The organism is Staphylococcus sp. IVB6181 (assembly GCF_025561445.1).
GTDB lineage: Bacteria > Bacillota > Bacilli > Staphylococcales > Staphylococcaceae > Staphylococcus > Staphylococcus simulans_B.
The window spans coordinates 2,327,247-2,343,212 of record NZ_CP095096.1; the positions used below are offsets into that span (position 1 = coordinate 2,327,247).

Sequence of the window (15,966 nt, forward strand, 5' to 3'; positions counted from 1 at the left end):
TCCTTTTATCTTTCTCTAATCTAATTGTAAATGATAATCGTTTTCACTTAAATCTATTGTATCAGTTTATTGATTTTAATCAATACTTTTTGTACATTTTCATAAAAATCCTTATTCAAAATTAGACTAAATACTATTAAAAGTTGTATAATATCTCCTCATTTTTCTAATAACACTTACCTTAGTTGAAAATCTCTAATTTTAGGAAAACAAAAAACACTGAACCTAAACTGTGAAAACAGTCAGATTCAGTGTTTGTCATTCAATTACTCTTCATCATCGAAAATGAAATCTTCGTCACGCAACGCTTCTACATTCAATGCTAATGTATAGCCGTCACCTTTAACTGAGAAGAAGTCATGGTTCTTCGTAGAAGTATCTAAGGCATTTTCAATAATCGGGTTGAACTCGCGTTCTTCAAAGTAAGGTTCGAAACCTAAGTTAGATAACGCTTTGTTTCCGTTGTAACGTACATAGTTTAATACGTCATCTGTTAAACCGATTTGATCATAAAGCGAATGTGTATAAGACACTTCGTTTTTGTATAATTCATCTAATAATTTATACATTTCTTGGTCCGCACGCTGCTTTTCATTTTCTGAGAGTTCATTACGCATATGTTGTGCATCTAAGCCTGTGAATACCCCGTGAATCGATTCATCTAATAGAATTTTACGGATAATTTCACCAGATGTTGTCATGCGTCCTTGACCTGCAAGGAAAAGCGGATAATAGAATCCAGAGTAGAATAAGAATGTTTCTAAGAATACACTGGACACACGTGCCATATATTGATCATAAACAGAGGCATCTTTTGTCCATAGTTTATGATAGTTGCCTACGATTTTATCAGATTTGAATTTCAAATGCGGTTCTTCCAACACCCATTTATCTAATAAATAATTTGTTTCGCTTGATGGTAAAAGTGTTGTAAAGATATGAGAATAACTTTTCGCATGGATTTGCTCCATCATTCCCATAAATGAGTAAACTGCTTTTTTACGTAAATCTTTAGTGTGCATCATGACTAAAGGCATACCATCGTCAGCTTGGTGTGTATCTAATCCTGTTAAGCCGGCCAATGCCTTTTTGAAAGTATCTTGTTCTTCTGGTGTTAAAGTTTTCCAGCTTGCAATATCTTTAGATACTTTAAATTCCGTTTCTACCCACATTTGGGAGATGTTTTGTCGCCAAAACATATTCGTCATGTCTTCTTGCGTGTTCCAATTGACAGCGATCATCAAAGTGCATTTCCCCATTCTTGATTTTTAATTTAGCTCGTTTAATTTCCGTTTAATTTTCGCAGTATAACTTATGTAGAGACAACCTATTCAGGTTGTCTCACTTTCTTTCTCTATTAGATAGCGCAGCTTGTACATTCTTCTACGCTTAATAATTTGTTACGTGTATAATAAAGTGATTTTAGACCTTTATGATGTGCATAGACATATAAACGTGCTAATTCACGTGTAGAAATTTCTGAGTTGACGTAAAGGATTGTTGAGATACCTTGGTCAACGTGTTGTTGAATCGTTGCTACTAAATCAATCAAACGCATTTGATCTGTGTTGAATGCTGATTTATAGTACCACATTGTTTGCGGTGATAAGAACGGCATTGGATAGAATGTTTCAGAGTTGCCGTACGTACGACGTTCGATTTGGTCTACAATCGGCATAACTGAACTTGTCGCATTTTGAACGTATGAAATACTTTGTGTCGGTGCAATCGCTAGACGGTAAGCATGGTATAAACCATATTGTTTAACGTCTTCTGCTAATGCTTTCCAATCTTCTGCAGTCGGAATTTCCAAGCCTTCAAATAATGCTTTTACTTTTTCATATTCAGGAACGATATCTTCTTTTGTATATTTATCAAAATATTTACCGCTCGCATAATCTGATTTATCAAAGTCTTGATAAGCTTCGCCGCGTTCTTTAGCTGTTTGCATAGAACGTTCGATTGAGTAATAGTTCATCATCATGAAGAATACGTTCGCAAAGTCTTTTGCTTCTTCTGATTCATAGCCGATTTGATTTTTCGCAAGATAACCATGCAAGTTCATTACGCCTAAACCGACTGAATGCAATTCGCTGTTTGCTTTACGTACACCTGGCGCGTTTTGGATATCCGCTTCATCGCTGACAACTGTCAATGCATCCATACCTGTGTGTACAGAGTCTCTGAATTTGCCTGATTCCATTACGTTCACGATGTTAAGTGAACCTAAGTTACAAGAAATATCGCGTTTGATTTCATCTTCAACACCGTAGTCATTGATGATTGAAGTTTCTTGTAATTGGAAGATTTCAGTACATAAGTTACTCATTTTGATTTGGCCGATATTTGAATTGGCATGTACTTTGTTTGCGTTATCTTTAAACATTAAATAAGGATAACCTGATTGCAATTGTGTTTGCGCAATTGTATTCAACATTTCGCGCGCATCTTTTTTGCGTTTTAAGATGTTAGGGTTCTCAACCATTTCATCATAATATTTATCTAAATCGATATCATCTAATGTTACGCCGTATTCGTTATATACAGTGTGCGGCGCAAACATATAGAAGTCTTTGCCTTCTTTAGCAAGTTCGAAGAATTTAGCAGGCACAATTAAACCTGTTGAAATTGTTGATAAACGGATGTCTTCGTCTGCGTTTACTTTTTTAGTATCTAAGAACTCTTCAACATCATAGTGGAAGATATTAAGGTAAACCGCACCTGCACCTGGTCTTTGACCTAATTGGTCTGCATAGCTGAAGCCGCCTTCAAGTGATTTCGCAACAGGCAATACGCCTTTTGCGACACCTTTGATGCCTTTGATTGCTTCGCCGCGTGCACGAAGTTTAGATAAGTTGATCGCTACACCGCCGCCGATTTTACTTAATTGTTTTGCTGTTGAATCAATAAAGTTGATAGAGTTCAAGCTGTCATCTACTTCTAATAAGAAACATGAAACTAATTCGCCGCGACGTGCACGTCCTGCGTTTAAGAATGTAGGTGTTGCAGGTTGGTAGCGTTGTTCAATCATTGATGAGATAAATTGTTTAGCTTGTGCTTTGTCGCCATCCGCTAAATAAAGTGCAACAATTGTAACGTGCTGCGAATAGTCTTCAAGATATTGCTTTTTATCATTTGTTTTCAAAGCATAGTCTTTGAAGAATTTGCTTGCTGACATATAGCTTGCAAATTCGAATGGAATACTGCGTGCATATTCAGTAATTTCTTCTAAATCTGCTTCGCTGTATTGTTTGAATACATCTACATAAAAGTCATTATCTACAAGATAGTGCAAACGTTCGATTTCTGTATCGAAATAAATCGTATGATCTTTGATTTCTTCTAAATAAACCGCTAAAGCTTCTTGGTCTTTTTCTAAGTTGAAGAAACCATCTTCTTTACGCTTTGTAACCTCGTTATTTAATTCAATATGATTGTACTGCTTTTCGTTCATAGTCTTCATATAATTGCCCCACCTTATCATTAAACTCTTCTACATCTTTCTTTGTACCTTGTACTTCAAACTTCATTAATAGCGGAACGAAATATTCTCGTGAAATGGTTTCGCTGGCTTTCGCAAAGTTTTGGCCCCAGTTGCGATTACCGCTTCCAACAACACCTCTGATCATATTTCCGTTATTTTTCAAAAATGTTTTAACTACATCTGGCACTTCTCCAAAACCAATTGTACTAGTGACCAATATATAAGGTTCATCAACGCGCACTTCTGCACAGTTGTCATTTGTAATTTCTAAAGTATTCTCAAATTCAGTTCTTCCTATAAATCGTCTGACGTTACCAGTAAATGAAAAATATACTACCTTCATTGAATCACCCGCTTTCTTATAAAGAACGCGCTCACTCGTCACATAGCGTCATGCACTTTCTTTCTCATAATTAAAAAACATGCCAGGCTGCCTTGCTGGTATTGCTGTATCTTAAAGGAGATGTTGTGACTGCTGCATGTTTTAATTTGATTTCGATATGTTAATGCATTGATCCTTAACACTACATGTTGTGTTGAGATGATTTTATTCACACTACTGGGCTTTCTCTTTCTTGATAGAGTAAAGCTTTTGCTTGTTATACCTGTATACTGCATATCCTCTTGCAATCACAGGGTTGTATGCCTTTTCTTAAATGAGCAGAAATATCAGGTTAAACCCCTAACCTGTATTCTGTTCTTTCAAGTTATGTGTGAAATTGCCAAAAAGAAGTGAAATATTATTTTCATTATTTTGGGTTCAACCACAATATATAGTGTTGGCTTTCGTTCTTCAATACTATATTATGTGATTCATTATACCGAACACACATTATAATTTCAAAGAGAATAGCCCCTCTAAAATTTATTTAAATTTGTCAAAATTGATAGAAGTAGCGTCACCGCTATGCTTAGACTTCTTATTTTTTATTAAAAATCCTTTCAAAATAAATAATTGTAATTTTGCCCTTGATTTTTAGAAAATTTGTGTACACCTTGTCATCATAAGATTTCTCTCAATCCCACCATGAAAGGCTTAACGCAATACTTTAATAAAAATCAACTAATTCATATATTCAGTCGGTTATGCATAACTCAATCTATAACAAGAACATATGTTCGATTAAAGTATAACGATTCTTGATGTCTTTTGCAAGTGCATATAGGCACTTATTTTGATATATGCTAAGATGATATACGTTAAGTTTTGAGGAAAGTAGAGGAGAAAGTATGGATTCTAAATTAAAAGGTATTATTGCCATACTCGTTTCAGCGATCGGCTTTAGTTTCATGTCGCTGTTTTTCAGACTTGCAGGCGACTTGCCTGTCTTCCAAAAGTCTTTAGCAAGAAACTTGGTTGCCATGCTGATTCCGTTGTATTTCTTATATAAATATAAACAACCTATGTTTGGCAAATTAAGCAGTCAGCCCCTATTGATTTCACGTTCTACACTCGGTTTAATCGGTGTGCTGCTCAACATCTACGCGATTGACCATATGCTTTTAAGCGACGCAGATACATTGATGAAGTTGAATCCGTTTTGGACGATTCTGCTCAGTTTGATTTTCTTGCATGAGAAAGTCCGCAAATATCAAATTACCGCAATGCTGGTTGCGATTGTCGGCATGTTGTTTGTCGTACAGCCGCAATTCTCATCTGAAATGATTCCAGCTGTTGCCGGATTATTCTCAGGTATCTTTGCTGCTTCAGCTTATACGTGTGTACGCGCATTAAGCACAAGAGAAGCACCGTATACTATTGTCTTTTACTTTTCATTCTTCTCAATTGTAGCTTTAATTCCATTTGTCCTATTTACTTATCAACCCATGTCAGGCCTTCAAATTATCTACTTGGTCGGCGCAGGTTTATCAGCAGCTGTCGGACAAATCGGTATCACCCTAGCCTATAGTTTCGCACCAGCAAAAGACATTTCAATCTTTACGTATGCTTCTATCATCTTCACAGCATTGATGGGCATCGTGATTTTCGGAGAATCGCCGGACTTATATGCTACACTAGGCTATGTAATCATTATCAGTGCAAGCTACTATATGTTTGAAAAAGCACGCAGACAAAGTAAAAACCATCCAAAACCGCAACATAAAGGAGGAAAATAACCGTGTCACAACAAGGACGCAAAAAAGAAGATTTGCAAGACATTACATTGCTCGGCAATCAAAATAACCAATATGATTTCGACTACCGACCTGATGTCTTAGAAACATTCGATAACAAGCATCAAGGCCGCGACTATTTCGTTAAATTCAATTGTCCTGAATTCACTTCGCTTTGCCCTATTACGGGACAACCGGATTTTGCGACAATTTATATTTCATATATTCCAAATATCAAAATGGTAGAGTCTAAGTCACTCAAGCTTTATTTATTCAGCTTCAGAAATCATGGTGACTTCCATGAAGATTGTATGAATATCATTATGAATGACTTGATTGATTTGATGGATCCGCATTATATCGAAGTTTGGGGCAAATTTACGCCGCGCGGCGGTATTTCTATTGATCCTTATACGAATTACGGCCGTCCTGATACTAAATATGAGGAAATGGCAGAGTATCGTATGATGAATCATGACTTGTACCCTGAGAAAATTGATAACAGATAATTTCATACGTGATTTAATAGCAGCAACCTGATTAATTTCAGGTTGTTTTTTATTTTTATGGAAGCGGATTCGTTCTTTTTTGTTCAAATAATTTAGTAATTTTACGATTTATTTTTCAGAATTTTCTTGTATCTGCACATTGAATAGATTAAACTTATTTTTAAGTCACACCGAGGGGGAAGATTATGAATAAGAAACAATACACACGCGAAGAAGTCATAGAAAGTACACCACGAACAGGTTTCTTTGGGCATCCTAAAGGACTAAGCACTTTGTTCTTTACTGAGTTTTGGGAGAGATTCAGTTACTATGGTATGAAAGCCATTTTAGTGTACTATCTGTACTACTCTGTAGCTAAAGGCGGATTCGGATTAGATGAATCTGTAGCCATGCAGATTGTGGCATTATATGGGACATTAATCTATATGTCTGGGGTTATCGGAGGCTGGATTGCTGACCGTATTACCGGAACACAGCACGCAGTATTCTTCGGCGGAATACTCATTATGTTCGGTCATATTATTTTAAGTTTGCCGGGCAGTTTAACCGCCGTTATGATTGCGTTGCTGCTGCTGATTATCGGGACAGGTTTATTAAAACCGAATATTTCTACAACTGTCGGAGAGCTTTATAACAAAAACGACAACCGTGTCGACGCTGCATTTACCATTTTCTACATGGGTATCAACTTAGGTGCATTGATTTCACCATTATTAACAGGTTTCTTGCAAACACGTGTTGGTTTCCACGCAGGATTTGCAACAGCGGCTATCGGGATGTTCTTCGGTTTAGTCGTTTATTGGACAAAACGCAAAAAGTATTTAAACTTAGCAGGATTATCTGTACATAATCCGCTGACAAAAGCAGATACGAAGAAATTCTCTATTATTGCAGGTGCAATCATCGCTGCATTTGCGATTTACTTGATCATCTTAAAATCATTTAACGCATTATCAATCGAAAACTTCAGTTTACTCGTTACATTCATCGGGATTGCATTACCGATTTACATCGTTGTTTACATGCTTGTAAGCAAGAAAGTAACACCAGAAGAAAAGTCGCGTGTCGGCAGTTATGTACCTTTGTACATTACTTCTGTAGCATTCTGGATGATTCAAGAACAAGGTTCAACAATCTTAGCCAACTTTGCGGATAAGAAGACTGAACTGAGTTTAGCTAAATTAACAGGCGGCGCATTGAATTTTGATATTCCGGCAGCCTGGTTCCAATCATTAAACCCGATCTTTATCGTTGCACTTGCACCTTTATTTGCGACATTATGGGTGAAATTAGGCAAACATAATCCGCCTACAGTAATTAAGTTTGCTTTAGGTGCAATTATCGGCGGTATCTCATATTTAATCATGGTCGTACCATTAGCCGGCGGTTTAGGCCAAGGTGAATTGATTCACCCGATCTGGTTAGTACTCAGCTTCTTGCTTATCACAATCGGAGAGTTGTGCATTTCACCAGTCGGCTTAGCAACAACAACAAAACTTGCACCTTATGCTTTCACAGCACAAATGATGAGTTTATGGATGCTGAGCAACGCAACAGCGCAAGGTTTAAACGCACAGCTTGTTGTCGTATATGCGAAGATGGACTCAGGTCAATACTTCTTGTATTCAGGATTATTAACTTTAGTTATCGGCGTATTGCTTATCGCAATTTCTCCATTTATACGTCGTGCAATGAAAGGGATTCACTAATCCTATTATCAAGTCTGAAATCTTATTTAGGTTTCAGGCTTTTTTCTTTGTGTCGTTCACTTTTTAGACATATTGGGAAGCGGTTATCCTTATGTTCTCTGAATTGTTCTGCGCCCTCGTATTATGCGTGTGATTAAATTACGCTTGATGAACACAGCTTTAAATCATATATTTATCTGAATTTTGATAATATTTTTATTTTTAGAAAATTATTGAAACTCCCTATTGTAAATAGTAAAATCTAATATAATCAACCCGTTATAGGAAAGAAAGGTCGGGGTTAGTTTGCAGAATAATTTGCATAATCAACATGTTCAAGAAATTCCACAGAAAGGTTTCTTCGGACATCCAAAAGGATTAGGAGTCCTATTCTTCGTAGAGTTTTGGGAGAGATTCAGTTATTACGGAATGCGTGCACTCTTAATCTTCTATATGTTCTTCGCCGTAAGCGATGGCGGATTAGGTATGGACAAAACAACAGCACAATCTGTCATGTCAGTGTATGGTTCACTGATCTTCATGACAAGTGTACTTGGCGGATGGGTCGCTGACAGAATTACAGGGACACGCGGCGCAACGATGTACGGTGCCATATTAATTATTATCGGTCACGTCTTTTTAAGTCTGCCGTTGGCTCAAACAGGATTATTCATTTCAATGTTCTTTATCATTGTGGGTTCAGGACTTATGAAACCGAATATCTCTAACATCGTAGGTCGTTTATATCCTGAAAATGATAAACGTATCGATTCAGGGTTTGTTATTTTCTACATGTCAGTAAATATGGGTGCCCTTGCTGCACCGCTTGTATTGAATGCTTTCTCTAAAGGACATATGTTCCATCAAGGCTTCTTAATCGCCGCAATCGGTATGTCATTTGCGCTTGCGATTTATTTACTCTTCAACAAACGCAATTTAGGAGATGTTGGTTCTAAACCAACCAATCCATTGAACAGCAGCGAAAAGAAAAAATATGCGAAAATCGCAGGTATTGCTGTGTTAGTGATTGCACTTGTATTAGTCATTACCGGCTTAACAGGTACATTATCATTCAACTTAGTCAGCACAACTGTATTGGTTTTAGGTATCGCATTGCCGATTGCTTACTTTACAATCATGATTAGAAGCAAGGAAGTTACAGATGATGAACGCTCACGCGTGATTTCATTCATACCGCTCTTCATTATCGGTGTTATCTTCTGGTCTATCCAAGAACAAGGTTCAAACGTCTTGAACTTATACGCTTTAAGCGGTACTGATATGAAATTGAACTTATTCGGTTGGAAAACAGATTTCGGTAAAACATATTTCCAATCTATTAACCCGCTCTTCATCGTATTGTTAGCACCTGTGCTTTCATATGTTTGGAAGAAATTGGGTGATCGTCAACCAAGCTTGGCGACTAAATTCGTTTGGGGTGCATGGTTAGCAGGTGTTTCTTACATACTGGTAGCAGTCGTTATGATGACTTCAGGCGGCAACAGTGTATCCGTGAACTGGGTTATTTTATCTTACATCCTTTGCGTTATCGGTGAATTATGTTTATCACCTACCGGCAACAGTGCCGCAGTTAAATTGGCACCTAAAGCCTTCAACTCGCAAATGATGAGTTTATGGTTATTAGCAAATGCGACAGCACAAGCCATCAACGGAACGCTCGTTAAATTAATCGAGCCGTTAGGCTATCAAAATTATTTCTTATTCCTAGGAAGTTTAGCAGTAATTATCGGGTTGGTTACATTAGCATTTGTGCCTAAGATTGTTAAAGGTATGCGCGGTATACGCTAAAATAACGCTTTATTACCCAAAATAGAGGGACAAGAACTCAACAAGTTCTTGCCCCTCTTTTCTTATTTGAATCATATTTTTATTGGTTTCAAATCTCAGCCTTACACTTATTTATTTCCCAAGAAATATGCTTCGACTTCTTTCCAGTTATTCACACGATCGAAGTCTTCGTTATGAATATTGTGCTGAGCTGTATACATCACTGGTTTTCCTGTAAAACGTGCCAGTTGTCTTGGGTTATCATCAATTAAATAATCTGCTTTAACAATATTCTTTCTGCCGCAAAAGACGAATTGCTGCGGATCTAAAAATGGAAAATGTACTCTTAACCATTCATATTTATCATGGAACGAAGTCGGTACATCCATTGCTGCTGTCGCAATGTACATATCATAATGCTCTGCTAGTTTCTTAACCACTTCTTGTGAATCTTTAATCACTTCTAAGTTTTTGAAGAAGCCCGGTTGTTTCAAAACTTCATCAAGCACACCTTCGTGTTCCGGCATAAAGTGGCGTAATTTATTTCCATCTAATAATGCCTCTTTGATTCCTAAATCTGTACGTTTATTCACTTCCTCAATCAAAGCTTTGATTGTATCCGCTAATACTTCATCCATATCAATCGCTATTGATTCTCTCTTCATACTTATAGCAACTTCCTTTCCTTATCTTCTCTTCGAGTATAGCATATTTATTTTATTTAGTTGTGAAGCAAGGTTGCCGATTATGTAAATACAAAACAAGCAGAGACTGTTTATCGCTCTGCTTGTCCATATTCAGCTTATTTTTCAAAATCAAAATTTTTCAAGACTTCGATCATGGCATCATTTTGTTCTGGGAAGCCGATAGTTACACGTACGCCGTTCGGGAATGGGCGTGTAATACAGCCTACGCTCAAGAATGCTTCATATAAATCTTTAGGTCGGTTGGTATTAATGAATACAAAGTTGGTTTGACTCTCAAAGAAATACTTGCTTTCTGGAATTTCATAGAATTTCTTACGTTCAGCCGCATTTTTTTGCTGGATTTCTTTTAAGTACGCTTGGTCTTCAAAAGCCGCAACTGCCGCATACTCTGATAAACGACCTACGTTAAACGGTGGACGGATAATATTATACGTTTTAATCGCTTCTTCTGTTGCGATGATATAACCGATTCTAAGTCCAGCTAAGCCGTAAGCTTTAGAGAACGTACGCATTAAGAATGCATTCGGGAAGCGTTCTTGCAATTTCAATGTATCCGGGAAGTCTTTTGCTGTCACAAATTCAAAGTATGCTTCATCGACTAAAACAGGTACGTTGCTTGGTACTTGTTCAAGAAATGCTTCTAATTCCGCATGTGTCACGTAATTGCCTGTCGGGTTATTCGGGTTGCAAATCCATACTAACGCTGTATCTTCATCTACTTCTGCTAAAATACCATCTAAATCAAATTGTCCATTGTCTTTAAGCGGTACTTGCACAACTTCTGCCGCTTCTACAATCGCATTATGATAGTATTGTCCGAATGTGCCTTGGCTTGTAACAATTTTATCTCCAGGTGTTAACACAGCACGTGAAATCATGAGGATGACTTCATCTAAGCCGGCACCGAATAAAATACGATTTTCATTGATACCTAAAGCTTTGGCGATATCTTTACGTAATGTCGGTGCACCTGTTTCCGGGTAATACAACACTTCATCGACATGTGATCGAATTGCTTCTTTTGCTTTTGGAGAAGGTCCGTATAAGTTTTCATTAGATGCAAGTTTATGTAATTCGATATCTAACCCGAATTCTTCTTTTAAAGCTCTTGGCGAGAGACCTGGCTGATATGCTGAGAGTTGATTGATTTGTTCTTTCATAAATATCTGTCCCCTTTTAACTGGTTTGTTTAAAAATTTGAAATTTACTGATAATTATATACCTTATAGAGACAACTTGGCAATAGTTGTTCGTACGTTCATGAAATTGTAAGGTTTAAAATAGAAAAAGTCCGAGCACAAAGGCTCAGACTTAAACTATAACTATTATTTTTCAATCAAATGTTCTTTTTCTAAATATTCTTTTGCGACTTGATACGGATCTTCGTTTTTCACTGTTACTTTATAGTTCATTTCCTGCATTTCTTCATCTGAAATTTTGCCTGCTAATTTATTCAGCGGCTTTTTAATTTCAGGATGATCTTTGAGGTAGGATTCTTTAAAGATTGGTGCGCCTTGATAAGGCGGGAAGACATGTTTATCATCTTCTAATACCACCATATCGTATTGTCTTAATTCCGCATCTGTTGAATAAGCATCTATTAAGTTGATATCGCCTTTTTTAACTGCTTGATAGCGTAATTTAGGTTCCATTGTACGGATATTATCAAACTTCAGACCATATGCCTTAGAGACCGCTTTAAAGCCGTCAGGACGGTCATTAAATTCTAATGTAAAGCCTGGTTTGATTTGATTTTGTACTTTTTCTAAATCACCTATCGTTTTCAGACCATGCTTTTTCGCAAAGTCGCGTTTGACTGCCAATGCATACGTATTATTGTATTTCATCGGTTTCAACATCGTGATGCCGTCTTTTTTCTCTAAGCTTTGTTTCGCTTGCTGGTAAACTTTGGCTTCTTCTTTAGATTTCAACGGTTCTTTCGTTAATTCGCCTAACACTGTACCTGTGAATTCTAAATAACCGTCAATATCATCTGATTTCAGTGCGTTGTATAAGAATGATGTTTTACCCATACCGTCTTTGACTTCAACCGTATTATCTGTTTCATCTTCAATTAAAATCTTATACATATTCGTGATGATAGAAGGTTCTGACCCTAGTTTGCCGGCAATTGTTACCTTGTCGCCTTTCGCGCCTAACATCGGCACTACTAATACTAAGACGATAACAATTAAAATGGCACCTAAAGTAATTAACAATTTCTTATATGACAGCTTCTGCATATAACGCAATGCTAAATCAAAGATAATCGCTAAAATAGCAGCTGGAATTGCGCCTAATAAAATCAGAGAGCTGTTATTGCGGTCGATACCTAATAAGATTAAATCACCTAAACCGCCTGCCCCGATTAACGCAGCAAGTGTTGCAGTACCGATAATTAATACCATTGCAGTACGTATACCTGCCATAATAATCGGCATAGCAATCGGCAGCTCTACTTTTGTTAAGCGGCGTCCAGGTTTCATCCCAATCCCTTTTGCGGCTTCTACTAATGAGGGATCTACTTCCTTGATTCCAGTGTATGTATTACGCAGGATTGGAAGTAATGCATACACAACTAATGCAATGATGGCAGGGACTGTACCAATTCCGAATAACGGAATCATTAGACCTAATAATGCCAGTGACGGTATCGTCTGCATCACCGCAGCAATATTAATAATCACTTCAGAGAAATGCTTGGTCTTCGTCAGCAAGATACCTAAAGGTACCCCGATTAAACAAGCAATCAGCAAAGCGATAAATGAAATCTGAATATGTTCTAAAATAGTACTCAGCAATTCGCCTTTACGTTCAGAGAGGGTTTGGAAGAATGTACTCATGATACGTCACCTCTCTTATTTTGTGCTAAGAACTTAAAGACATCTTCTCGTGTTAATAGATGCAGCTGTCCTTGCTGCTCAACCGCAACACCATCCGCATGTGCTAAATCCTCATACACTTTATTGAGCGGTGCATCTGCAGATACGATAGGCAATTCCTGTGCAGTATCAATCGCTTTCAGTTTTGTTGCGCGTAAAATCGTTTCAAGTGTCAGTCTTGGTGCGTTGGCTTGATCATATTGGCTGATGAAGTGTCGGACAAACTCATTTTTCGGATGATCTAAGAAACCATCCGGTGTATCGATTTGTTCTACACGCCCCTCATTTAACAAGCAGATACGATCTGCTAATTTCATAGCTTCGTTAATATCATGTGTCACAAACACAATTGTTTTCTTGATTTTTGATTGCAATTCAATCAAATCTTCTTGCAGTTTTGTGCGGCTGATCGGGTCTAATGCACTAAAAGGTTCATCCATTAATATCATTGGAGGATCTGCAGCCAGTGCACGTACAACACCGACACGTTGACGTTGGCCGCCTGATAACTCATCAGGTTTGCGATCGCGATATGTATCAGGATCTAAATTAACCATTTCTAATAATTCATCAATGCGCTGGTCGATTCTAGTTTTGTCCCAGCCTTTCATTTGAGGCACTTGTGCAATATTTTCTTTCACCGTCATATGCGGAAACAGTGCAATTTGCTGGAGCACATAGCCGATATCCCATCGCATTTCATAAACTGGAAAGTCGCTGATCGGCTTATCCTTAAAATAAATGTATCCTTTCGTGAGCGGAATCAACCGGTTAATCATTTTCAAAGTTGTTGTCTTACCGCTTCCTGATGGTCCGATTAACACGAAGAATTCGCCTTCTTCAACATTAAAGCTGACATTATCGACTACTGTCTTATTGCCGTATTGCTTTGAAACGTTCTTAAATTCTATCATGCTTTATTCACCTGCATTCTATTCATTTTAAAAAATAACAGCAAGCTTACACATTAATCATTGTGATACTTGCTGTTATTATTTTATTTCCTCTATACTTGTGCTTTATAGTTATGAATGGTTTCAATAAATTGAGGACAGTAATGTTTTAATTTATAACTGCCGACACCATCTATCGCAATCATTTCTTGTTTGGATTCTGGCTTGCGCTTCGCAAACTCTTCCAGAGTAAAGTCTGTAAAAATACTGATCGGTGCCACATTCAGCTTCTCGCTTAATTGTTGACGTACTTGAACAAGTGCATCGTATAAAGCGCGATCGACGCCTTCAATCGTATTAATATTTACTTTTTCTCGTGATTTCTTCTTAAATGGTACAGTATAAATTTTTAACCCTTCATTTAATACTTTCTTAATCTTTTTATCACAAGTTAAAACTTCATCATTTTCATTTAAGAAGCCTTTAAAGCGTAATTCATCAATCAAATGACTGCATTCTGAGGTAGTATATTCTTTCATAATACCGAACGTTGAAAGTTTGTCATACTGGTTGTACTTCACATAGTCTGACGTTTCTCCTCTTAACACTTGAATGATTACGCCGTACGTTTCTTGCTGCTTCATGCGTACAATACAACTGATAATTTTCTTCGCTTCATTCGTCATATCGTATGTTTTGTTTTCATTTCTGCAGTTGCTGCAGCGTCCGCATTCTTCAAGCTTCTCATTCGGTTCAAAGTAATGGACTAAAGTAGCTTCCAGACATTTCTTTGTCTTGGTATATTGAATCATTTTATTCAGCTTTTCACCCATTTTCTCTTTATAATCATCATCCCCTTTAGAAGATGAAATAAAGAATTGATGCAAGCTGATATCACGATCGCTGTACAATAGAATACATTCACTTGTTAAGCCGTCACGTCCGGCACGCCCAGCTTCTTGATAATAAGATTCTAAATCGCCCGGCATATTGTAATGGATAACATATCTGACATTCGATTTATCGATACCCATACCGAATGCGTTGGTCGCAATGACTACTTTCGTACGGTCGAAGACAAAGTCGTTTTGTGCTTCTTCACGCTCTTTATTCGTTAAACCTGCATGATAAATCGTACTGTTGATTTTCTGATCTTCAAACACTTGTTGCAGCTCTTCGACTTGTTTGCGTGTCGAACAATAAATAATGCCTGCTTGATGGTCATGTTCTTTCACATACTCTAAGACGAACTTCTGTCTTTGATACGTTGAATTTACTTTAAAGACAAGGTTCGGACGTTTAACACTTGTTTTTACACGATTGCTAAAAGCAATGTGCAAACGTTCCATAATGTCTTTTTGAACTTCAACTGTTGCTGTAGCTGTCAATGCCGCAATCGCAAAGTCTTGAGGCAGACTCATCACTTTATCAATCACTTGCTGATAACTCGGTCTGAAATCGTGCCCCCATTTAGAAATACAGTGCGCTTCATCAAAAGCGATTAAATGAATATCTAATCCGAACATCAGCTTCATAAATTGACCATTGTCAAAACGCTCTGGCGCGACATACAAGAACTGAATGTCACCGCGTTTTAATTCTGCTTCAATTGCACGCTGCTCCTTTTGAGACAAGCTGCTGTTCAGATAAGCAGCGCGAATACCCATTGCTTTCAACTGATCCACTTGGTCTTTCATCAATGAAATCAATGGACTGATGACTACCGTGACGCCACCCATAATGAGTCCCGGTACTTGATAACATAATGATTTACCGCCGCCTGTAGGTAAAACCCCCAGGACATTTTGTTTGTCTAAAATTTTAGATATGATTTCCTTCTGCCCTGGACGGAAATCTTTATATCCAAAATAATGCGATAATGTCGTTTCCATAATCTTGA

The 15,966-nt window shown here is 37.4% G+C and carries 12 protein-coding genes; 4 read left to right on the top strand and 8 right to left on the bottom strand.

The features are described 5' to 3' along the window. Nucleotides 1-266: 266 nt before the first annotated feature. From nrdF to nrdI, 3 genes are all read right to left on the bottom strand, one after another. Nucleotides 267-1,241 carry a class 1b ribonucleoside-diphosphate reductase subunit beta gene (nrdF, locus tag MUA90_RS11400; protein WP_114603828.1) on the bottom strand — a complete coding sequence of 325 codons (975 nt, stop codon included), beginning with the start codon at nt 1,239-1,241 and terminating at the stop codon, nt 267-269. A 116-nt stretch (nt 1,242-1,357) separates the two neighbouring features. Beyond that, complete coding sequence (gene nrdE / locus MUA90_RS11405; RefSeq protein WP_262586992.1) at nt 1,358-3,463, bottom strand: class 1b ribonucleoside-diphosphate reductase subunit alpha; 2,106 nt, start codon at nt 3,461-3,463, stop codon at nt 1,358-1,360. After that, nucleotides 3,426-3,827: a class Ib ribonucleoside-diphosphate reductase assembly flavoprotein NrdI gene (gene nrdI / locus MUA90_RS11410; protein WP_105993541.1), complete on the bottom strand. Its 402-nt coding sequence runs from the start codon at nt 3,825-3,827 to the stop codon at nt 3,426-3,428. The genes nrdE and nrdI overlap by 38 nt, the downstream gene beginning before the upstream one ends. Nucleotides 3,828-4,714: 887 nt before the next feature. Here nrdI and MUA90_RS11415 point away from each other — a divergent pair. From MUA90_RS11415 to MUA90_RS11430, 4 genes are all read left to right on the top strand, one after another. Next, entirely contained in the window at nt 4,715-5,602 is an 888-nt protein-coding gene (locus tag MUA90_RS11415) for a DMT family transporter (protein WP_114603830.1), read from the top strand. Nucleotides 5,603-5,604: 2 nt separating this feature from the next. Then, nucleotides 5,605-6,108, top strand: a complete 504-nt coding sequence (gene queF, locus MUA90_RS11420; protein WP_105993539.1) for a preQ(1) synthase — start codon at nt 5,605-5,607, stop codon at nt 6,106-6,108. 185 nt (nt 6,109-6,293) lie between these two features. After that, on the top strand, nt 6,294-7,817 hold the full coding sequence (locus MUA90_RS11425; protein WP_262586995.1) for a peptide MFS transporter: 1,524 nt from the start codon (nt 6,294-6,296) through the stop codon (nt 7,815-7,817). Nucleotides 7,818-8,102: 285 nt separating this feature from the next. Further along, nucleotides 8,103-9,605: a peptide MFS transporter gene (locus tag MUA90_RS11430; RefSeq protein ID WP_262586996.1), complete on the top strand. Its 1,503-nt coding sequence runs from the start codon at nt 8,103-8,105 to the stop codon at nt 9,603-9,605. Between the two features lie 107 nt (nt 9,606-9,712). On the opposite strand, the gene MUA90_RS11435 is transcribed toward MUA90_RS11430, so the two are convergent. The 5 genes from MUA90_RS11435 to recQ form a co-directional block, all read right to left on the bottom strand. Continuing rightward, on the bottom strand, nt 9,713-10,249 hold the full coding sequence (locus MUA90_RS11435; RefSeq protein WP_262586998.1) for a 5' nucleotidase, NT5C type: 537 nt from the start codon (nt 10,247-10,249) through the stop codon (nt 9,713-9,715). 137 nt (nt 10,250-10,386) lie between these two features. Then, a complete protein-coding gene (gene hisC, locus MUA90_RS11440) occupies nt 10,387-11,451 on the bottom strand; it encodes a histidinol-phosphate transaminase (RefSeq protein WP_262587000.1) in 1,065 nt (354 codons plus the stop codon). 165 nt (nt 11,452-11,616) lie between these two features. Then, nucleotides 11,617-13,134, bottom strand: a complete 1,518-nt coding sequence (locus tag MUA90_RS11445) for an ABC transporter permease/substrate-binding protein (protein ID WP_262587002.1) — start codon at nt 13,132-13,134, stop codon at nt 11,617-11,619. Continuing rightward, nucleotides 13,131-14,087: an ABC transporter ATP-binding protein gene (locus MUA90_RS11450; RefSeq protein WP_262587003.1), complete on the bottom strand. Its 957-nt coding sequence runs from the start codon at nt 14,085-14,087 to the stop codon at nt 13,131-13,133. Before MUA90_RS11450 ends, MUA90_RS11445 begins: the two co-directional genes overlap by 4 nt. Nucleotides 14,088-14,179: 92 nt before the next feature. Beyond that, the gene (recQ, locus tag MUA90_RS11455; protein ID WP_262588842.1) at nt 14,180-15,961 is read right to left on the bottom strand and encodes a DNA helicase RecQ; all 1,782 of its coding nucleotides are present in this window, start codon (nt 15,959-15,961) and stop codon (nt 14,180-14,182) included. Nucleotides 15,962-15,966 lie beyond the last annotated feature (5 nt).

Bases quoted from the DNA above. Each gene is read 5' to 3' on its own strand.
- nrdF (WP_114603828.1), bottom strand. From the start codon at position 1,241: ATGATCGCTGTCAATTGGAACACGCAAGAAGACATGACGAATATGTTT.
- nrdE (WP_262586992.1), bottom strand. From the start codon at position 3,463: ATGAAGACTATGAACGAAAAGCAGTACAATCATATTGAATTAAATAAC.
- nrdI (WP_105993541.1), bottom strand. From the start codon at position 3,827: ATGAAGGTAGTATATTTTTCATTTACTGGTAACGTCAGACGATTTATA.
- MUA90_RS11415 (WP_114603830.1), top strand. From the start codon at position 4,715: ATGGATTCTAAATTAAAAGGTATTATTGCCATACTCGTTTCAGCGATC.
- MUA90_RS11425 (WP_262586995.1), top strand. From the start codon at position 6,294: ATGAATAAGAAACAATACACACGCGAAGAAGTCATAGAAAGTACACCA.
- MUA90_RS11435 (WP_262586998.1), bottom strand. From the start codon at position 10,249: ATGAAGAGAGAATCAATAGCGATTGATATGGATGAAGTATTAGCGGAT.
- hisC (WP_262587000.1), bottom strand. From the start codon at position 11,451: ATGAAAGAACAAATCAATCAACTCTCAGCATATCAGCCAGGTCTCTCG.
- MUA90_RS11445 (WP_262587002.1), bottom strand. From the start codon at position 13,134: ATGAGTACATTCTTCCAAACCCTCTCTGAACGTAAAGGCGAATTGCTG.
- MUA90_RS11450 (WP_262587003.1), bottom strand. From the start codon at position 14,087: ATGATAGAATTTAAGAACGTTTCAAAGCAATACGGCAATAAGACAGTA.